The organism is Aeromonas mytilicola subsp. aquatica, assembly GCF_044336385.1.
GTDB lineage: Bacteria > Pseudomonadota > Gammaproteobacteria > Enterobacterales > Aeromonadaceae > Aeromonas > Aeromonas rivipollensis.
The window spans coordinates 2,698,888-2,717,573 of the sequence record NZ_CP172298.1; the positions used below are offsets into that span (position 1 = coordinate 2,698,888).

Below are 18,686 nucleotides of genomic sequence, written 5' to 3' on the forward strand. Positions count from 1 at the left end.
CCCTTTTCTTTTAAGGAGCCGGATGAAACGGAAAATATTGATTGTGGAAGACAGCCTGACGGTGCGCCGCATGTTGACCCAGGCCATTGCGCAGCAAACCGGGCTGGAGATAGATGCGTTCGATACCCTGGAGGGTGCCCGTGACTGCCAGGGAGAAGAGTACGTGGTAGCCCTGGTGGATCTCACCCTGCCGGATGCCCCGAGCGGAGAAGCCGTCAACGTGTTGCTGGCGCGAGGGTTGCCCGTGGTGATCCTCACCGCCGACATCAGCGAGGAGAAACGGGAAGCCTGGCTGGAGGCCGGGGTGCTGGATTACGTGATGAAGGATTCACGGCACTCCCTGCAATACGCCGTCAGCCTGGTGCACCGCCTCTACCTCAACCAGGCCATAGAAGTGCTGGTGGTCGATGATTCGCGAACCTCCCGTCATCGCACCGCCGCCCAGCTGCGCAAGCAACTGCTGCTGGTGCACGAGGCAACCTGCGCCCGGGATGCCCTGGCCCTGCTCGAGCAGCACCCGGCCATTCGCCTGATGCTGGTGGATTACTACATGCCGGAGATAGACGGCATCAGCCTGGTGCGGATGCTGCGGGAGCGCTACAGCAAGCAGCAGCTCGCCATCATCGGCATCTCGGTGTCGGACAAGCACGGCCTCTCTGCCCGCTACCTCAAGCAGGGGGCGAACGATTTTCTCAACCAGCCGTTCGAACCGGAGGAGCTGCAATGCCGGGTCAGCCACAATCTGGAGGCCCTTGAGCAGTTCAACAGCATCCAGGAATCCGCCAACCGCGACTACCTGACCGGGCTCTACAACCGGCGTTACTGGTTCAACGAGGGGCAGAAGTGGTTCGAGGAGCATCAGCGTCAGCAGGCGCAGCTCGCCCTGTGCGTGCTCGATGTGGATCATTTCAAGCTGGTCAACGATCACTGGGGCCATGCCATCGGCGATGAGCTGCTCTGCCACCTGACCCGGTTGCTCTCCCAGTTCTTCCCGGATGCCATGATAGCCCGCTTCGGTGGGGAGGAGTTTGCCCTGATGGTGCCCCATTGCCCGGTTCCCGTGCTGCTCAAGCGGCTGGAAGGGCTGCGGCAACAGCTGCGTCAGCAGCCGCTGTCACGGGAAGTGCCGCTGTTCGTGCGCGCCAGTTTTGGCGTCATCAACGTCGGGCGGCTCTCCATGGACGAGGCGCTCTGCGAGGCAGATCGCCAGCTGTATCAGGCAAAGAACACGGGTCGTGACAAGATAGTCTCCCAGGACGCCTGAGCACGTCTCGAGTGAGACGCTCCGTGTAGTACCGCCCGGCGCCCCTTGCGGCCGCCGGGTTATTCCCCCTCCTCACGCCCTGCCCGCCCACGGGTTTCCTCAATAGGTCTTGTCGACCCGCACCCCATCGCTGAAATAGAGGATGCGCACCTTGTCCCCGCTCGCAAACACCATGGCCGGATCGTAATCCTGGATCACGTTGATAAGCCCGTCTTGCTCGTTGCGGATTAGCAGCTCCACCAGCTTGTTCTCCACCACGCTGCCACCGGACTGGTAGTGCTGCACCGCGGCCGCCCCCGCCAATGCCCCCACGGCGGTGGCTATCTCCCGCCCATGACCGCCGCCAAACTGGTTGCCGAGCAGCCCCCCCAGCACGGCGCCCCCCAGGGTTTTCCAGCCGGTATGCTCGGATTCCAGCACCTGGCGCTGGGTGATATTGCGCACCGTTTCCACCTGGCCAAACACCACCTGATCGACGGGGCGCGCAGTATTGCGCTCATAGGGTGCAGCCCAGGCGGGCGCCGTGACAAAGCCCAGCAAGCTGGATACTATCAGGATAATGGCCTTCATCTGTGAACCTCTGTCTTATGTCTCGCTATCTCACCGAACTGGATGATGAGCTGTGCTGGTTTCCCTCCCCCAGCCATGCGCTGGAAGAGCCCAACGGCCTACTGGCGATTGGGGGAGATCTCTCTCCTGCTCGATTGCTGGCAGCTTATCACAGCGGGATCTTTCCGTGGAATGAGCCACACCAGCCACTGCTGTGGTGGTCGCCGGATCCCAGGGGGGTGATAGTGCCCGATGAGCTGCACATAGGGCGCAGCCTGCAGAAGTATCTGCGCCGCACCCCCTTCGACATTACCGTCGACAGTGCCTTCGATGAGGTGATAGCGGCCTGCGCCGCCCCCCGTCGCAGCGCCAGCGGCACCTGGATAAGCGCCCCCATGATCGACGCCTATCGGCAGTTGCACCGCCAGGGCCATGCCCACTCCATCGAGATCTGGCAGGACGGGGAGTTGCAGGCGGGGCTCTACGGTCTCTCCCTTGGCCGCCTCTTCTGCGGTGAATCCATGTTCAGCCGCATCAATAACGGCGCCAAACTGGCCATGGTGGCGCTCTGTCGTCACTTTTCCCGCCATGGGGGTGCCCTCATCGATTGCCAGATGCAGAACGACTTCCTGGCCACCCTGGGGGTCCAGGAGTGGCCAAGAAGCCGGTTTCTGACCACATTGGCGCGCCTGACCAGGCAACCACTGCAGGACGGTTGCTGGCAGCAGAGGAGAATCAGCCTATGACAGAAGAAGTGATCCTCAAGGTAGGCCTGACCCCCAGACACCCGTGCAGCTACCTCGGCCATGAGCAGGAGCAGTTGCTGGTACTGATGGATCATGAGCTGCTTAATGCGGCCGGTTATGAGCGACTGCTGACGGCAGGATTCAGGCGCAGTGGCAACGACATCTATCGCCCCCATTGCCCGGCCTGCAGTGCCTGCCAGTCCCTGCGCATCCACAGCGAGCGTTTCGTGCCGAACCGCAGTCAGAAACGCGTGCGTCAGCTGAACCGGGATCTCGAGCTGGTGCTGAGTTACGACGACAAACCCGAGTATTACCAGCTCTATGAGCGCTACATCCGCGAGCGCCACCACGATGGCAGCATGTACCCGCCGAGTCGGACCCAGTACAAGGGATTCCTGCACTGCGACTGGATGCCACCGCTCTACATGGAGATACGCAAGGAGGGACGCCTCATCGGGGTGGCCACCACGGACCTGCTACCCCACTCCATGAGCGCCATGTATACCTTCTTCGATCCTGACTATGCCGACCGCTCTCTGGGCACCTTTGCCATTCTGAGCCAGTTGGAACTAGCCAGGCGCACGGGCCGCAGCTGGCTGTATCTGGGCTATCTGGTGGAGGCCTGTCGCAAGATGAATTACAAACGCCAATACCTGCCCCACGAGCTGCTGGTGCAGGGAGAATGGAAAAATATCGACACCAAGCCCGAGTAAACTTTACACATAGCCTTAAATCCGGCATGATCCAGCGGTTTTTTGTTGTGGCTTATCAAGAGGATTCAATGGCTAAAGAAGACAGTATTGAGATGCAGGGTACCATTCTCGAAACCTTGCCCAATACCATGTTCCGTGTGGAACTGGAAAATGGTCACGTGGTTATCGCTCATATTTCCGGCAAGATGCGCAAAAACTACATCCGTATCCTGACTGGGGACAAAGTAACGGTGGCTCTGACTCCGTACGATCTCTCCAAGGGACGTATTGTTTTCCGCTCTCGCTAAGCCAGGAATTCAGCAAAAAACCCCAGCCTCTCGGCTGGGGTTTTTTGTCGTTTCTGGCCTCAATCACATTTAGTGAGAGACAGCTTCAACATTGACCTGGAAGTCAAAGCTGAGGCTGTTATTCACCAGCTCCACTCTCACCACTCCGCCATCGACCAGTGAGCCGAACAGGATCTCATTGGCCAACGGCTTCTTGAGGTGCTCCTGAATGACCCGTCCCATGGGTCTTGCACCCATTGCCCTATCATAACCCTTCTCGGCCAACCAGTGCCGCGCCTCTTCAGATACCTCCAGTGACACCCCTTTGGCATCCAGCTGTACCTGCAGTTCGACGATGAACTTGTCGACGACCTGATGGATCACCGTCATGTCCAGATGGTTGAACCAGATGGTGTGATCGAGCCGGTTGCGGAACTCCGGACTGAACGTCTTGTTGATCACCGCCATGGCATCGTGGCTCATGTCCTGCTGCTGGAAGCCAATGGACTTGCGCTGGGTCTCCTGCACCCCCGCGTTGGTGGTCATCACCAGGATCACGTTGCGAAAATCGGCCTTGCGCCCGTTGTTGTCCGTCAGGGTGCCGTTGTCCATGACCTGCAGCAGCAAGTTGAAGACATCCGGGTGCGCCTTCTCGATCTCGTCCAGCAGCACCACCGAATGGGGATGCTTGAGCACAGAATCGGTCAGCAAGCCGCCCTGCTCGAAGCCCACATAGCCGGGAGGTGCCCCAATCAGGCGGGAGACGGTATGGCGCTCCATGTATTCGGACATATCAAAACGCAGCACCTCGACCCCAAGCGCCTTGCCGAGCTGCTGAGTGACTTCGGTCTTGCCCACCCCGGTCGGGCCGGCAAACAGGAAGCAGCCCACAGGACGACGCTCGTTGCCAAGGCCGGAGCGTGACAGCCGGATGGCATCGGTCAATACGGTGATGGCCTTGTCCTGGCCGAACACCACCATCTTGAGGTTGCGCTCCAGGTTCTTCAGCACCTCCTTGTCGGAAGAGGAGACAGATTTCTCCGGGATGCGGGCAATCTTCGCGACTATGGCCTCGATCTCCGGCACATTGATCACTTTTTTACGCTTGCTGACCGGCAACAGACGTTGCCCCGCCCCTGCCTCGTCGATCACGTCGATGGCCTTGTCCGGCAGGTGACGGTCGTTGATGTACTTGGCGGAGAGCTCGACCGCGGCACGGATGGCCTTGACGGTGTAACGCACGCCATGGTGCGCCTCATAGCGGCTCTTGAGCCCCATCAGGATACGAGTGGTGTCATCTATGCTCGGCTCGACGATGTCGATCTTCTGGAAACGGCGCGCCAGAGCCCGATCTTTTTCGAAGATCTGGGAATATTCCTGATAAGTGGTGGATCCCACACAGCGCAGCAGGCCATTGGAGAGTAGCGGCTTGATGAGGTTGGCCGCATCCAGCTGACCGCCGGAGGCTGCACCCGCCCCAATGATGGTGTGGATCTCGTCGATGAAGAGGATGGCCCCTTCCTGGCGTTCGATCTGCTTGAGCAGCACCTTGAGACGCTTCTCGAAGTCACCGCGGTACTTGGTGCCTGCCAGCAGGGAGCCCATGTCCAGGGAATATATAGTGCTGTTAGCTATCACCTCGGGCACGTCACCCTTGACGATACGATAGGCGAGCCCCTCGGCGATGGCGGTCTTGCCCACGCCAGCCTCCCCCACCAGCAAGGGATTGTTCTTGCGCCGACGGCACAGCACCTGGATGGTGCGACTCAGCTCCTGATCGCGACCGATCAGCGGGTCGATGCGCCCCTCCAGCACCAGTTGGTTGAGATTGGTGGCGAAGCTCTCGATCTGGGCTGACGAGACCTCATCATCGGACTCGGCATTGTTGCCGCCACTTTCGGGCTTGCTGTCTTTGCGCACCCCGTGGGAGAGGAAGTTCACCACATCCAGGCGGCTTATTTCGGCTTTTTTCAGGAAGTAGGCGGCCTGGGACTCTTGCTCGCTGAAGATGGCGACCAGCACATTGGCGCCGCTCACCTCGGTATTGCCCGACGACTGGACATGGAACACGGCACGTTGCAGCACGCGCTGGAAGCCAAGGGTCGGTTGGGTTTCTCTGTCTTCGTCATCGCGGGGGATGAGCGGGGTCGTTTGATTGATGAATGCGCGGATCTCCTTGCGCATCTGCTCCACATCCGCACCACACGAACTCAGCGCCTCATGGGCTGAGCTGTTATCCAGCAGGGCTAACAACAGGTGCTCGACGGTCATGAATTCGTGGCGCTCGTCACGGGCCAGTTTGAAAGCCTCGTTCAGCGTCTTTTCTAGATCTTTGTTCAACATAGGCACCTCCCCTCAGTACAGCAACAATGCGGTGTCGTTATCGCCATCAAGTCATCAGATTCAAGCCTTTTCCATGGTACATAGCAGTGGATGTTCGTTATTACGTGAATAGGTGTTGACCTGGACCACTTTGGTCTCGGCAATCTCGGCGGTAAATGTGCCGCAGACTCCCTTACCACTATAATGCACGCTCAGCATGACCTGAGTGGCCTTCTCCAGATCCATACCAAAGAACCTTTGCAGCACCTCCACCACGAACTCCATCGGTGTGTAGTCATCGTTGTTCAAGACGACCTTGTACATGGGTGGCGGTTGCAGCTTCGTTTTCTCTGCTTCTGCAATCTCTTCATTAGCAAAGAGTTCTTTCTGCTTGCTCATAGTTGCGCTTTGGTACCTCTAGATTACTACCGTCTCGCTCAAGATTGTCAATAGACTTGTTAACCAGATCACATCGGTTGTTAACAACTTCTTGACTCGCTTAAAAGTTGGACTAGATTGGTTACTTGCTAATCGGCGCCCGTCTGCTACGGGGTGATGCTCTAGTTATATAAGGCTGGCGCAGGTTACTCAACGACTTCAGGGTAATCAATAAAAGGATGTAGATGTATGGCAACCGGAACAGTCAAGTGGTTCAACAACGCAAAAGGATTTGGGTTTATCTGTCCGGAAGGCGGTGGTGAAGACATCTTCGCTCACTACTCCACGATTCAAATGGAAGGTTACAAGACCTTGAAAGCGGGTCAGGCAGTCAACTTTGAATTGCAGCAGGGGCCGAAAGGAAATCACGCCTCTGTCATCGTGCCAAACGAAGCACAGAACATGTAAGAGTCAAACTGGATAAATTGAAAAACGGCATCCCGCAAGGATGCCGTTTTTTTATGTCGCTCGATGTGCCGGCACAATAAGAAAGGCCAGGCCTTCCTTATTGTGTGCTCTTGCGAGCCATCCCTGTCAGCGTGCCAGCAGGATGTTGAGCATGCGGCGCAGCGGCTCGGCGGCACCCCACAGCAGTTGGTCACCCACGGTGAAGGCCGCCAGGTATTCCGGGCCCATGTTGAGCTTGCGCAAACGGCCTACCGGGATGCTGAGGGTACCGGTGACGGCGGCCGGGGTCAGCTCGCGGGCTGTGATGTCGCGATCGTTCGGGATCACCTTGACCCAGTCGTTGTGGGCGGCCAGCAGGGCCTCGATCTCGGGGAGCGGCACGTCTTTCTTCAGCTTGATGGTGAAGGCCTGGCTGTGGCAGCGCAGGGCACCGATCCGCACGCAGAGACCATCCACCGGAATGGCGGTATCTTCGATCCCCAGGATCTTGTTGGTCTCGGCCTGACCCTTCCACTCTTCGCGGCTCTGGCCGTTGTCGAGCTTGGTGTCGATCCAGGGGATGAGGCCACCGGCCAGCGGCACGCCGAAGTTGTCCACCGGCAGGGTGCCGGATCGGGTCTTCTCGGTGATCTTGCGCTCGATGTCGAGGATGGCGGAGGCGGGATCCGCCAGCTCCACCGCCACTTCGTCGCGCAGCAGCCCCATCTGGGTGACCAGCTCGCGCATGTGGCGCGCGCCACCGCCCGATGCGGCCTGATAGGTGGCCACACTCACCCACTCCACCAGATCGGCCTTGAACAGGCCACCCAGGGCCAGCAGCATCAGGCTGACGGTACAGTTACCGCCGACGAAGGTCTTGATCCCCTTGTCCAGCGCCTCGTCGATCACGTCGCCGTTGACCGGATCCAGGATGATGACGGCGTCCTTCTCCATGCGCAGGGAGGAGGCGGCATCAATCCAGTAACCCTGCCAGCCGGAGGCCAGCAGACGGGGATAGACATCCTTGGTGTAGTCGCCACCCTGAGCCGTGATGATGATCTCCTGCGCGGCCAGCGCCTCGATGTCGAAGGCGTCCTGCAAGGTACCGGCATCGACGCCGAAATTGGGGGCGGCCTCACCGGCCTGGGAGGTGGTGAAGAAGGTGGGTTGAATGCGGGCAAAATCCTTCTCTTCCTGCATCCGGCTCATCAGTACCGAACCCACCATGCCACGCCAACCGACCAAACCAACTTTTTTCATAATGTCCTACCCTGGATAGCTGCTGTAAAAATGAAGTCTCATACGCCGTGATCCCTTGCCGGACACGGGTCCGTTCACAAATTGGCCACAAGCATGATGTGTAATTAATGCGTCTGTCCACATTACGGATTGTGGCGACGGGCGCAAGTCGAATTGCGCAATAATCTGTGTCATTTGCCGCAATAACCATGGGTTCCGGGCTACCGCGCTTGGCGGACTCCCCATCGCTCAGGCATCATGATGTCCGACTGGCAACCACTGCCCCCTGGGGACGACCCCAAGGCCTTCTTGACTCGCAGGGACGACCCTGCCCCGCGTGGAATACTCATATGCCCTGGTTACTCCTGCTACTGGCCGGCCTGTTCGAGGTCGCCTGGGCCATCGGCCTCAAATACACCGACGGTTTCAGCCGTCCCCTCCCCACCCTGCTGACCCTAGCTGCCATGGGGGTGAGCGTGCTGTTGCTCGCCATGGCGGTCAAACAACTGCCCCTTGGCACCGCCTACGCGGTCTGGACCGGCATAGGCGCGGTCGGCACAGTGTTGATGGGGATCTGGCTGTTCAACGAGCCGGCCACCCTGGCCCGGGTGCTTTGCCTGCTGCTGATCATTGGCGGTATCCTGGGGCTCAAGGTTATCGGCTGATAACGAGATGGAAGCGCAGCCCGCGGCGCCCCAGCAGCGCGTATAAAAAATGGCCACCCAGGGTGGCCATTATGTTTTCCTCATGCCCCGTCTGGGCTTCCTATCAGCACACTCTCAATCCGGGCACCCGGCATCATCTGCCTTAACCCCTCGATCAGCCGATCACCGGCCTCCTGCAGCGCCGCCAGCGGCATTTCAGGCAAGCTTTCCAGAATAAACCACATCTGCCCGGACTCGGCGCTGAGCCGGGTTCTGGTCCCCTGGCGCCAATTCCAGCGGCGACAGGTCACGCCTCTGTCATCACACCAGACCACCTCGCCAGGTTCGGGGGTCTCGTGGGCAGGGGCCCCCTCCTTCATGGTGTCAAACAGTTCGGTGCCATCGGCAATGATCAACCGGGGCGACCCCTCATAAGCGGTGAGATCCTCCCCACCGACGGGGATGGCGTATTCGATGCTAATGGCGTTGTAGAGATCGACGACGGGATCGATGCAGGGCAGGCAGCCCTCCCGTTGCACCCGCTTGAGCAGCGCCTGGGCCGAGCAGGGGGTCCGCTGGGGCTTGGCACCGAAGCGTTTGAACACCTCACCCCAGGCGGACAGATGATCCTGTGCCCAGGGAGCACCGCCCGCCGCAACGTATTGGCAGGCCCGCGCCAGCGCCTGTGCGCCGACGTTGCGATCGACCATGGTGGCCCCGTCGACCTGGATGCTCAGGGCCCGGAATCCCGGGGCCAGGCTGGTCACCCTGGCATCAATCTGTGGTGTCATGAATGGCATAGCAACTCCCAATGGGTGAATCGTGGCGAAGGCGAGAACGGCAGACGAGGCCAAGTGACCCATGCCCAGAGGGCTAGCGCGTGATGCTTGTCACCACGAAGAAACAAATCGGCCCCATGATGGACGGCGGCATGGCATAAAAAAATCTACTTTTTCTTAATGTTGTTCAGGAGAGCTAATAACCCAGACTATGCCGGCCACCGACGGCAACCTGACCCGCACCTGGAAGGGGATTGTCCTGGCCGCTTTTCCCGCCACTCATGCTATTATCTGCGACCGAACATGAGCCATTAAAAATCAGGATATTGTGATGACCGACCACACTTTTATTCCCGGCAAGGACGCGGCGCTGGAAGACTCCATCGAGCGGTTCCAGACCAAATTGCAGGCCCTGGGGTTTGATATCGAAGAGGCCTCCTGGCTCAACCCAGTGCCCAACGTCTGGTCCGTGCACATTCGGGACAAAGAGTGCGCCCTCTGCTTCACCAACGGCAAGGGAGCCAGCAAGAAGGCGGCCCTGGCGTCGGCCCTGGGGGAGTATTTCGAGCGTCTCTCCACCAACTACTTCTTCGCCGACTTCTATCTGGGCGAGCAGGTGGCGAACGGTGACTTCGTCCACTACCCGAACGAGAAGTGGTTCCCCATCCAGGGTGACCAACTGCCTGCCGGTCTGCTCGACAGCTTCACCCGCAAGTTCTACAACCCGGATGGCGAAGTGACTGCCGACATGCTGGTGGATCTGCAATCCGGCAACGAAGAGCGCGGCATAGTCGCGCTGCCGTTCGAGCGCCAGTCCGATCATCAGACCGTCTATATCCCGATGAACATCATCGGCAACCTCTATGTCTCCAACGGCATGAGCGCAGGCAACACCAGGACTGAAGCCCGCACCCAGGGCTTGTCCGAGGTGTTCGAGCGCCACGTGAAGAACAAGATCATCGCCGAGGCCATCAGCCTGCCCGAGATCCCGAGCGAGGTGATCGCCCGCTACCCCGGCATCAAGGCCTCCATCGATGCGCTGGAGGCCGAAGGCTTCCCCATCTACAGCTTCGATGCCTCCCTGGGTGGCCGTTATCCGGTCATCTGCGTGGTGCTGCTCAACCCGAGCAACGGCACCTGCTTTGCCTCCTTCGGCGCCCACCCGCGCTTCGAGGTGGCCTTCGAGCGGACCGTCACCGAACTGCTGCAGGGCCGTGGCCTCAAGGATCTGGACGTCTTCGTGCCGCCGTCATTCGATAACGAGCAGGTGGCGGATCACCACAATCTGGAGACCCACTTCATCGACTCCTCCGGCCTCATCAGCTGGGATCTGTTCAAGCAGGAGTCCGACTTCGAGTTTGCCGACTGGGACTTCCGCGGCACCTCCCAGGAGGAGTTCGATCACCTGATCGGCATCTTCCACGAGCTGGAGCAGCCGGTCTACATCGCCGACTACGAGCACCTGGGCGTCTACGCCTGCCGCATCCTGGTGCCGGGCATGTCCGACATCTATCCGGTCGAGGATCTGCTGCTGGCCAACAACACCATGGGCGCCCACCTGCGAGAAATCATCCTGGCCCTGCCGTCCCTGGAGTGGGACGCGGAGCAGTTCATGGCACTCTTTGATCAGCTGGATGAAGAGGGTCACGACGAGCGCACCCGGGTGCGCGAGCTGCTCGGCATCGCCGCCGCCAAGGGCACCGCCCTGCACACCCTGCGGGTTGGTGAGCTCAAAGCCATGCTGGCGCTGGCCGCAGGTGAGCTGGAAAGCGCGCTGGATCTCATCGACTGGACCATGGAGTTCAACCAGTCGGTGTTCCCGGCGGATCGCGCCAACTACTACCGCGCCCTGCGCGCCTGCGTCGAGTTGTTCCTGGATGAAGAGCGTGACCCCGAGCAGTACCGCCCGGTGTTCGCCCGCATGTTCGGGGAAGAGACCCTGGCCGAGGCCTGGGCCCATGCCCGCGGCGAGGCGCGTTTCCACGGGCTGGAGGCGGCCGATCTGTCCCTCTCCCAGTTCCCGCTGCATCAGAAATTGCTCGCGGCCTACGAGAAACTGCAAAAAGCCAAACGAATCCATACGTGGAACTGATATGCTAGTGTGACGAAGGGGCCTGATGGCCCCTTCTGTTTTATGGGCTACGCTTTGGCGGGCCCTTACTCAAAGATGAAATAAATAACAAAAAATACCTCTTAGGGGGTTGTCAGTTCGAGGTTCATCATGTTCGGGAGGCGTAAAGGTGCATTGCCGGTGCTTTTTTTGATGCGAAAGATATAAATTCTTAAAAATCATGAAATTAAAAACAGACCCATTTCTGTTTCACCTGAAACCTGGTGTAAAGTCAAGCTTCCGGATGAAGAAAAAACCTGTAGTAAAATTACATTCACAATCTGTAATTCTTGATCGGAGTCAATTTTGGGGATCAGCCCCTTTGTTATGATTTCCACAGGCAAAATATGCAGGTACTGAGAATTGAAAGCAGAATCTCCCTTTGATTGTCTGAAGCCCGAAGCCATAGCCGCGCTGGCCGAAGACATTACCTATGCCAAGGCAACCAAGCCCGCCCACAAGGTCATTCCTCTGGCCATCACGGCAGGTGCTTTCATCGCCATCGCATTCGTCTTCTATATCACCGTCACCACGGGATCGAGCGGCATGGCCTGGGGTATGTCCAAGCTGGTCGGCGGTCTCTGTTTCTCCCTCGGTCTCATTCTGTGCGTACTGCTCGGTGCCGAGTTGTTCACCTCCACCACCCTGACCCTGGTGGCCAAGGCCGCCAACCGCATCAGCTGGGCTCAGCTGTTCAAGAACTGGGGTCTGGTCTACTTTGGCAACCTCATCGGCGGGCTCATCATAGTCGCGCTCATCATCATGTCGGCCGAATACACGGCGGCGGATGGTCAGTGGGGACTGAACGCCATGAAAGTGGCCCAGCACAAGATCCACCACACCTTCTTCGAGGCCCTGGCCCTTGGCATCCTCTGCAACCTCATGGTGTGTCTCGCCGTGTGGATGGCCTTCGGTGCCCGCACTGCCACCGACAAGGTGATGGTGATGCTGCTCCCCGTCGCCATGTTCGTGGCCTCCGGCTTTGAGCACAGCATCGCAAACATGTTTATGATCCCGGTCGGCATCGCCATCCATGCGGTAGCAGGCCCGGAATTCTGGCAGGCCATCGGCCAGGACCCGGCATCGTTCGCCGACTTGACCGTATCCAACTTCGTCCTAAACAACCTCATTCCGGTCACCCTTGGTAATATCATTGGTGGCGGCGTCATGGTTGGTCTGACTTACTGGTTTATCTTCCGTCGCCATCATTAAGGATGGCGGCAGACACATAAATACCTTGAGAGGTAATGAAAATGGCAGAACTTAACGAACAGTTCCAAAAAGCATGGGAAGGCTTCGCGGCCGGTGAATGGCAGACCTCTGTCAACACCCGTGACTTCATCCAGAAGAACTACACCCCGTATGAAGGTGACGAGTCCTTCCTGGCTGGCGCGACCGAAGCTACCACCAAGCTGTGGGACAAGGTCATGGAAGGGATCAAGATCGAGAACCGCACTCACGCGCCGGTCGATTTTGATACCGACCTGCCCTCCACCATTACCGCTCACGATGCCGGCTATATCGATCAGAGCCTGGAGCAAATCGTCGGTCTGCAGACTGACAAGCCGCTCAAGCGCGCCATCATCGCCAACGGCGGTATCAAGATGGTCAAGACCTCTTGCGAAGTCTACGGTCGTCAACTTGACCCCATGGTCGAGAAGATCTTCACCGAGTACCGCAAGACTCACAACCAGGGCGTGTTCGACGTTTACACCAAGGACATCCTGAACTGCCGTAAATCCGGCGTCATCACCGGTCTGCCGGATGCCTACGGCCGTGGCCGCATCATCGGTGACTACCGCCGTGTTGCCCTGTACGGTATCGACTTCCTGATGGCCGACAAACTGGCCCAGTTCAAGTCCCTGCAGGCTGATCTGGAAAACGGTGTCAACCTGGAAGCCACCATCCGTCTGCGCGAAGAGATCTCCGAGCAGCACCGTGCCCTGGCCCAGATGAAGGTGATGGCCGCCAAATATGGCTGCGACATCTCAGTGCCGGCCAAGACCGCCAAAGAAGCCGTGCAGTGGACCTACTTCGCCTACCTGGCGGCGGTCAAGTCCCAGAACGGCGCCGCCATGTCCTTCGGTCGTACCTCCAGCTTCCTGGACGTCTACATCGAGCGTGACCTGAAGAAAGGCCTGCTGACCGAGCAAGAAGCCCAGGAGCTGATGGACCACATGGTCATGAAGCTGCGCATGGTTCGCTTCCTGCGTACTCCCGAATACGATTCACTGTTCTCCGGCGACCCCATGTGGGCCACCGAGACCCTGGCCGGTATGGGCGTTGATGGCCGTACCCTGGTCACCAAGAACAGCTTCCGTATGCTGAACACCCTGTACACCATGGGCCCGTCCCCTGAGCCGAACCTGACCATACTGTGGTCCGAGAAGCTGCCGGTCGGTTTCAAGAAGTACTGCGCCAAGGTATCCATCGAGACCTCTTCCGTTCAGTACGAGAACGATGATCTGATGCGTCCGGACTTCAACAACGATGACTATGCCATCGCTTGCTGCGTGTCCCCGATGATCGTCGGCAAACAAATGCAGTTCTTCGGTGCCCGTGCCAACCTGGCCAAGACCATGCTGTATGCAATCAACGGCGGCATGGACGAAAAGCTCAAGATCCAGGTCGGCCCGAAAACCGAAATGGTCAAGTCCGAGTACCTCGACTACAACGACGTGATGGACAGGCTGGATCACTTCATGGACTGGCTGGCCAAGCAGTACGTCGCCGCCCTGAACATCATCCACTACATGCACGACAAGTACAGCTACGAAGCCTCCCTGATGGCGCTGCACGACCGTGACGTCTATCGCACCATGGCTTGCGGCATCGCCGGTCTGTCCGTGGCAGCTGACTCCCTGTCTGCCATCAAGTACGCCAAGGTCAAGCCGGTTCGTGACGAAGATGGCGTTGCCATCGACTTCGAAATCGACGGCGAGTACCCGCAGTTCGGTAACAACGACGCTCGCGTCGATGACATCGCCTGTGACCTGGTCGAGCGCTTCATGAAGAAAATTCAGAAGCTGAACACCTACCGTGGTGCCGTGGCTACCCAGTCCGTGCTGACCATCACCTCCAACGTGGTGTACGGCAAGAAGACAGGTAACACCCCGGATGGCCGTCGTTCCGGTGCGCCGTTCGGCCCGGGTGCCAACCCGATGCACGGTCGTGATCAGAAGGGTGCCGTTGCGTCCCTGACTTCCGTCGCCAAGCTGCCGTTCGCCTACGCCAAAGATGGTATCTCCTATACCTTCTCCATAGTGCCGAACGCCCTGGGTAAAGACATGGAAGCCCAGAAAGCCAACCTGGCCGGCCTGATGGATGGTTACTTCCACCATGAAGCCAACCTGGAAGGTGGTCAGCACCTGAACGTCAACGTGATGAACCGTGAAATGCTGCTGGACGCCATGGAAAACCCGGAGAAATATCCGCAGTTGACCATCCGCGTATCCGGTTATGCCGTTCGCTTCAACTCTTTGACCAAAGAGCAACAGCAAGACGTCATCACCCGTACCTTCACCGCCTCTCTGTAATAGAATCTCGGTGAACAAAAACCGGCGCCCAAGGCGCCGGTTTTTTTATGTCTGCTCTTCAGGGCCCAGCGGCTTGCAAGGCCGATGACAACCCAAGCCTCCCCTTCCCTCACACCATCTTGTTCAGGGCCGCTCCCCTGCCGCCAGACGGCGATTGATGTCGGCGATGACGGGGGCTATGTCGGCCAGAGTATCGATGACATAGTGGGCACCCGCCCCCCGCAGCTTGGCCTCTGCCGGTGCGCGCTTGGCGGCGATCTCCGCCTCGCTCATGGCATCAAATTCTTCCCAGGTGGCACCGAACTCGTTGCCGGAAACCGACAGACCTACGGTCCACATACCGGCGTTCAGCCCCTCGCTGATACCCGGCACGGCGTCATCGACCTTGATGCAGCGATGCACTGCACTCACTCCCAGCTCAATCACGTTGGCCAGCGCCATCCAGGGGCCGGGGCGCCCGCCGGCCTTGAGATCGTCGGTGGCAACCCAGTGATCGGGGCTATAGCCGTGCTCGGCTGCCGCCGGCACCAGCGCCTCCATCACCGGACGGGGGTAACCGGAGCAGGATCCGATCCGCACCTCTTGTGCTCGCAGCCCATCCAACACCGGCAGCACGCCCGGGATGGGGGCGGCGAAGCGGGTCACCGCAGCAATCTGCAGCGGCATGAAGGTGTGATAGAGGTGGTCCACCTCGGCGTGGCTCATGGGGTGGCCGAAGCGCGCCTGCCAGCGCTCATCCACCGAAGGAAGACGGCCCAGCGCGGCGATATGATCCCACTTGCCAAGGCCCATGGGCTGGCGCGCTTCCTCCAGGCTCACCGGGAAGTCATAGGCGCGGGCGAAGGCCTCGACGAAGATGGAGGTGGGGGCGAAGGAGCCGAAATCGACGACGGTGCCGGCCCAGTCGAGGATCAGCGCCTCCACGTCGGTGCTCGGGTCTGCGGCAATCTGCAAGTCAGTCATGGTGATGTTCCTGTTTCGATGAAAGGGCGATCTCGCCGAGGGCGCGATCGAGAATGTTGATGGCGCGCACCAGATCGGCGCGGACGATATTGAGCGGTGGCGAGAGCTGGATGACGTTGCCCTGGGAGACCTTGAAGCTGAGCCCCAGTTCCAGACAGCGGTAGAGCAGCCGCTCGGCGGCCTGGCTATTGCGCGTTCGACTCTGGTGATCGACCACCAGATCGAGCGCCCACAAGAGGCCGATACCGCGCACCTGACCGATCAGCGGGTGGCGCTCGGCAAGCGCCGCGAGCTCGGCGGCCATAAAACGGCCATCCTCCTGCACCTTGGCCAGCAATCCCTCTTCACGGATGGTGGCTATGGTGGCGAGGGCCGCCGCGCAGCCGATGGGGCTCTTCTCATGGGTGTAGTGACCCAGCGAAATAGCCGCCGCCTGATTGAAGCGATCCCGGGTGATAAGCGCGGCAAAGGGCACCACCCCGCCCCCCAACCCCTTGCCTAGGCAGATGATGTCGGGTTCTATGCCGAACTCTTCGAAGCTGAACCAGTGGCCGGTGCGGCCAAGGGCATTGGGGATCTCGTCTACGATCAGCAGCACCTTGTGGCGATCGCAGATCTCCCGCACCCGCTGCCAGTAGGCCTTTGATGGCACCTGCACGTCGGTGTTGCGAATAGGCTCGGCGATAAAGGCACCTATCCCCCCCTCCTTCTCGATGACGTACTCCAGATAATCGGCGTAGTGCAGGTCGTCCCCCTCCCCGCGATACCAGACGCCGCGATAACGGGTGGGCGGCGGGATGCGCTCCACCCCGGCCATCAAGGGGCCCATGCCGGCGCGAAAACAGGCCTCGCCACCGACCGAGATGGCATCGAGGGAGGCGCCGTGAAAGGCATCCCACAGGGACACCACCTTGCTGTTGCCTGTGATAAAGCGGGCGAGCTTGAGCGCAATTCCCACCACCTCGCTGCCGCCGGGAGCGAACAACACCCGGTTGAGATCCCTGGGAGCCAGCTCGGCCAGGGTGCGGGCGCAGTCGATGGCGACCTGATGGGTGTAGCGGCGGGGCGCGAACGGCAGATCGGCAAGCTGCTGCTGCACCGCGGCCACGACGTTGGGGTGACCGTGGCCCAGTTGATGAACGCTGTTGCCGTGAAAATCGAGGTAACGCGCGCCCGATACGCTGGTCAGCCAACTCCCCTGCGCCCCCTCAAGCAGATCGAGGCAGGGGCTGGAGAGGGCCTGATGAAGGAAGTAGCGGCTATCTTCCGCCAATCCCGCCTGCACCGCCTCGCTCTGGTCTGCCCACCAGCGCACGCGTCCCTCCCCCAGATTGATGTCCCCTTCGCTGTCGGCCCGGCCACTGCCGTGAAGAGCATCGCGCATCATCATCACGCCTCCCCTTGCCAGTAGCAGGCACTGGCCATGGCCGCGAGCAGGGCTCGCACCCGCGCCGGGGTCACGTCGCCGATATTGCCGATACGGAAGCAATCGGCCTGCGAGACCTTGCCCGGGTAGATGACAAAGCCCTGCCCCTTGAGCCGCTGGTAGAAGTCGGCGAAGCGGTAGTCAGGGTGAGCCGGGGAGTAGAAGGCGGTGATGATGGGGGATTGCCACTGCTCGGACAGCAGCGGCGCAAAGCCGAGTTCGGCCATACCCGCCACCAGAATGCGCTGGTTCTCGCTGTAGCGCTGATAACGGGCGGCAATGCCCCCCTCTTCATCCAGCTCGCGCAGGGCCTGGGCAAAGGCCAGCACCGTATGGGTGGGTGAGGTAAAGCGCCACTTGCCCCCCTGCTTCTCCATGGTCTGCCACTGGGCGTGCAGGTCGAGGGAGACCGAGCGGGCGCGACCGGCGCAGGCTGTCAGCGCGGCGCGACGGGCGATGACGAAGCCAAAGCCCGGCACCCCCTGAATGCACTTGTTGGCGGAGCTGATCAGAAACTCGATGCCAAGGCGCCCCATGTCGATGGGGATGCCGCCAAAGCTACTCATGGCATCGACGATGAGGCGAATGCCGCGGCGCTGGCAGAGCTCAGCCACCTCTTCAAGGGGGTTGAGCATGCCGGTGGTGGTCTCGCAGTGCACTATGGCCAGATGGGTTATTTCGGGGTGGCGCGCCAGCATCGCCTCGATGGCGGCAGGCTCGGGGCGGCTGGTCTCGCCGCAGTCGAGCTCATGATGGCGCAGGCCAAGGCAGCGGGCCATCTCCCCCATGCGAGCACCGTAGGCGCCGTTGTTGATGATGAGCAGACACTCGTCAGCGCCGATTGCCGACCCCAGCACGCTCTCCACCACATAGCTGCCGCTCCCCTGCAGCAACACGGCGCTGTAGTCGCTTTCATATTCCGGGCCAGTGGCCAGCCGCACCAGCTCGCGGCGGATGGGCTCCACCACGCCGAGGTTGTAGTCCGCATCCCAGGTGCAGCTGTCTTGCAGCATGGCGGCGCGCACAGTGGCGGTGGTCGAGAGGGGGCCCGGGGTCAGCAGCAGGTAATCAACGGCGGCGGGGGCCGCAGGAATATGGGTCATGACTTCGCTCCATTTGGTATATACCAGAATGAGCGCATTGTGGGTAACTGCCCCGCCAAGGTCAAAGGGGTGGGGCCACGTGCAACAAAAAATTCATTTTCGGCGCCAGGATCGCGATAATCTAGGAAGCCTGAACAACAGGGGCAACACTGGTATCTACCAACGCATTATATCGCCTCCATTTAGCGACCGGACCTGTGC

Annotated in this window: 17 protein-coding genes; 9 read left to right on the forward strand and 8 right to left on the reverse strand. The window is 59.9% G+C overall.

What is annotated here, in order from left to right:
- The first annotated feature begins 22 nt into the window (after positions 1–22).
- Positions 23–1,264 (forward strand): diguanylate cyclase, encoded by a 1,242-nt coding sequence (locus tag ACFWHB_RS12380; RefSeq protein WP_395948527.1) that lies wholly within the window; start codon positions 23–25, stop codon positions 1,262–1,264.
- 99 nt (positions 1,265–1,363) lie between these two features.
- Here the strand turns inward: ACFWHB_RS12380 and ACFWHB_RS12385 are convergent, their stop codons facing one another.
- Positions 1,364–1,834: a glycine zipper 2TM domain-containing protein gene (locus tag ACFWHB_RS12385; protein ID WP_234676977.1), complete on the reverse strand. Its 471-nt coding sequence runs from the start codon at positions 1,832–1,834 to the stop codon at positions 1,364–1,366.
- A gap of 17 nt (positions 1,835–1,851) precedes the next feature.
- Between ACFWHB_RS12385 and aat the strand changes: the two genes are divergently transcribed.
- Genes aat through infA form a run of 3 tightly spaced genes read left to right on the forward strand, consistent with a single transcriptional unit; the run spans position 1,852 to position 3,559 of the window.
- Positions 1,852–2,559 (forward strand): leucyl/phenylalanyl-tRNA--protein transferase, encoded by a 708-nt coding sequence (gene aat / locus ACFWHB_RS12390; protein ID WP_395948528.1) that lies wholly within the window; start codon positions 1,852–1,854, stop codon positions 2,557–2,559.
- Positions 2,556–3,272, forward strand: coding sequence for an arginyltransferase (locus ACFWHB_RS12395; protein ID WP_139435447.1), 717 nt, complete (start codon positions 2,556–2,558; stop codon positions 3,270–3,272). The genes aat and ACFWHB_RS12395 overlap by 4 nt, the downstream gene beginning before the upstream one ends.
- Positions 3,242–3,559: a translation initiation factor IF-1 gene (gene infA, locus ACFWHB_RS12400; RefSeq protein WP_231557514.1), complete on the forward strand. Its 318-nt coding sequence runs from the start codon at positions 3,242–3,244 to the stop codon at positions 3,557–3,559. Before ACFWHB_RS12395 ends, infA begins: the two co-directional genes overlap by 31 nt.
- Positions 3,560–3,628: 69 nt before the next feature.
- Here the strand turns inward: infA and clpA are convergent, their stop codons facing one another.
- Both clpA and clpS read right to left on the reverse strand, forming a co-directional pair.
- A complete protein-coding gene (gene clpA / locus ACFWHB_RS12405; RefSeq protein WP_106886978.1) occupies positions 3,629–5,881 on the reverse strand; it encodes an ATP-dependent Clp protease ATP-binding subunit ClpA in 2,253 nt (750 codons plus the stop codon).
- A gap of 60 nt (positions 5,882–5,941) precedes the next feature.
- On the reverse strand, positions 5,942–6,259 hold the full coding sequence (clpS, locus tag ACFWHB_RS12410; protein ID WP_005325410.1) for an ATP-dependent Clp protease adapter ClpS: 318 nt from the start codon (positions 6,257–6,259) through the stop codon (positions 5,942–5,944).
- A 228-nt stretch (positions 6,260–6,487) separates the two neighbouring features.
- Here clpS and cspD point away from each other — a divergent pair, with 228 nt between their 5' ends.
- Positions 6,488–6,706 carry a cold shock-like protein CspD gene (gene cspD / locus ACFWHB_RS12415; protein ID WP_005300025.1) on the forward strand — a complete coding sequence of 73 codons (219 nt, stop codon included), beginning with the start codon at positions 6,488–6,490 and terminating at the stop codon, positions 6,704–6,706.
- A gap of 126 nt (positions 6,707–6,832) precedes the next feature.
- On the opposite strand, the gene asd is transcribed toward cspD, so the two are convergent.
- A complete protein-coding gene (asd, locus tag ACFWHB_RS12420; RefSeq protein ID WP_395948529.1) occupies positions 6,833–7,945 on the reverse strand; it encodes an aspartate-semialdehyde dehydrogenase in 1,113 nt (370 codons plus the stop codon).
- A 329-nt stretch (positions 7,946–8,274) separates the two neighbouring features.
- Here asd and sugE point away from each other — a divergent pair, with 329 nt between their 5' ends.
- On the forward strand, positions 8,275–8,589 hold the full coding sequence (sugE, locus tag ACFWHB_RS12425) for a quaternary ammonium compound efflux SMR transporter SugE (RefSeq protein ID WP_139744377.1): 315 nt from the start codon (positions 8,275–8,277) through the stop codon (positions 8,587–8,589).
- Positions 8,590–8,669: 80 nt separating this feature from the next.
- On the opposite strand, the gene ACFWHB_RS12430 is transcribed toward sugE, so the two are convergent.
- Positions 8,670–9,368 (reverse strand): B3/B4 domain-containing protein, encoded by a 699-nt coding sequence (locus ACFWHB_RS12430; protein ID WP_395948530.1) that lies wholly within the window; start codon positions 9,366–9,368, stop codon positions 8,670–8,672.
- Between the two features lie 310 nt (positions 9,369–9,678).
- On the opposite strand from ACFWHB_RS12430, the gene ycaO reads away from it, so the two are divergent.
- The 3 genes from ycaO to pflB all read left to right on the forward strand — a co-directional run bounded on the left by ycaO (position 9,679) and on the right by pflB (position 14,993).
- Positions 9,679–11,439, forward strand: coding sequence for a 30S ribosomal protein S12 methylthiotransferase accessory factor YcaO (ycaO, locus tag ACFWHB_RS12435; protein ID WP_395948531.1), 1,761 nt, complete (start codon positions 9,679–9,681; stop codon positions 11,437–11,439).
- A 381-nt stretch (positions 11,440–11,820) separates the two neighbouring features.
- Entirely contained in the window at positions 11,821–12,669 is an 849-nt protein-coding gene (gene focA, locus ACFWHB_RS12440; RefSeq protein WP_106886983.1) for a formate transporter FocA, read from the forward strand.
- Between the two features lie 41 nt (positions 12,670–12,710).
- Positions 12,711–14,993, forward strand: a complete 2,283-nt coding sequence (pflB, locus tag ACFWHB_RS12445; RefSeq protein ID WP_025326749.1) for a formate C-acetyltransferase — start codon at positions 12,711–12,713, stop codon at positions 14,991–14,993.
- Positions 14,994–15,116: 123 nt separating this feature from the next.
- Here pflB and phnX read toward each other — a convergent pair whose 3' ends face one another.
- The 3 genes from phnX to phnW are packed head-to-tail and all read right to left on the reverse strand — an operon-like array spanning position 15,117 to position 18,485.
- Positions 15,117–15,956 (reverse strand): phosphonoacetaldehyde hydrolase, encoded by an 840-nt coding sequence (gene phnX, locus ACFWHB_RS12450; protein WP_395948532.1) that lies wholly within the window; start codon positions 15,954–15,956, stop codon positions 15,117–15,119.
- Positions 15,949–17,346, reverse strand: a complete 1,398-nt coding sequence (locus ACFWHB_RS12455; RefSeq protein ID WP_395948533.1) for an aspartate aminotransferase family protein — start codon at positions 17,344–17,346, stop codon at positions 15,949–15,951. Before ACFWHB_RS12455 ends, phnX begins: the two co-directional genes overlap by 8 nt.
- Positions 17,346–18,485, reverse strand: a complete 1,140-nt coding sequence (gene phnW / locus ACFWHB_RS12460; protein WP_395948534.1) for a 2-aminoethylphosphonate--pyruvate transaminase — start codon at positions 18,483–18,485, stop codon at positions 17,346–17,348. Before phnW ends, ACFWHB_RS12455 begins: the two co-directional genes overlap by 1 nt.
- Positions 18,486–18,686 lie beyond the last annotated feature (201 nt).

What these genes read in the sequence shown, in the direction of transcription:
- asd (WP_395948529.1), bottom strand. Translation starts at nt 7,945, where the DNA reads ATGAAAAAAGTTGGTTTGGTCGGTTGGCGTGGCATGGTGGGTTCGGTA.
- infA (WP_231557514.1), top strand. Translation starts at nt 3,242, where the DNA reads ATGGAAAAATATCGACACCAAGCCCGAGTAAACTTTACACATAGCCTT.
- ACFWHB_RS12430 (WP_395948530.1), bottom strand. Translation starts at nt 9,368, where the DNA reads ATGCCATTCATGACACCACAGATTGATGCCAGGGTGACCAGCCTGGCC.
- clpA (WP_106886978.1), bottom strand. Translation starts at nt 5,881, where the DNA reads ATGTTGAACAAAGATCTAGAAAAGACGCTGAACGAGGCTTTCAAACTG.
- ACFWHB_RS12455 (WP_395948533.1), bottom strand. Translation starts at nt 17,346, where the DNA reads ATGATGATGCGCGATGCTCTTCACGGCAGTGGCCGGGCCGACAGCGAA.
- ACFWHB_RS12380 (WP_395948527.1), top strand. Translation starts at nt 23, where the DNA reads ATGAAACGGAAAATATTGATTGTGGAAGACAGCCTGACGGTGCGCCGC.
- phnW (WP_395948534.1), bottom strand. Translation starts at nt 18,485, where the DNA reads ATGACCCATATTCCTGCGGCCCCCGCCGCCGTTGATTACCTGCTGCTG.
- ACFWHB_RS12395 (WP_139435447.1), top strand. Translation starts at nt 2,556, where the DNA reads ATGACAGAAGAAGTGATCCTCAAGGTAGGCCTGACCCCCAGACACCCG.
- ycaO (WP_395948531.1), top strand. Translation starts at nt 9,679, where the DNA reads ATGACCGACCACACTTTTATTCCCGGCAAGGACGCGGCGCTGGAAGAC.
- sugE (WP_139744377.1), top strand. Translation starts at nt 8,275, where the DNA reads ATGCCCTGGTTACTCCTGCTACTGGCCGGCCTGTTCGAGGTCGCCTGG.
- clpS (WP_005325410.1), bottom strand. Translation starts at nt 6,259, where the DNA reads ATGAGCAAGCAGAAAGAACTCTTTGCTAATGAAGAGATTGCAGAAGCA.
- cspD (WP_005300025.1), top strand. Translation starts at nt 6,488, where the DNA reads ATGGCAACCGGAACAGTCAAGTGGTTCAACAACGCAAAAGGATTTGGG.
- phnX (WP_395948532.1), bottom strand. Translation starts at nt 15,956, where the DNA reads ATGACTGACTTGCAGATTGCCGCAGACCCGAGCACCGACGTGGAGGCG.
- pflB (WP_025326749.1), top strand. Translation starts at nt 12,711, where the DNA reads ATGGCAGAACTTAACGAACAGTTCCAAAAAGCATGGGAAGGCTTCGCG.
- ACFWHB_RS12385 (WP_234676977.1), bottom strand. Translation starts at nt 1,834, where the DNA reads ATGAAGGCCATTATCCTGATAGTATCCAGCTTGCTGGGCTTTGTCACG.
- aat (WP_395948528.1), top strand. Translation starts at nt 1,852, where the DNA reads ATGTCTCGCTATCTCACCGAACTGGATGATGAGCTGTGCTGGTTTCCC.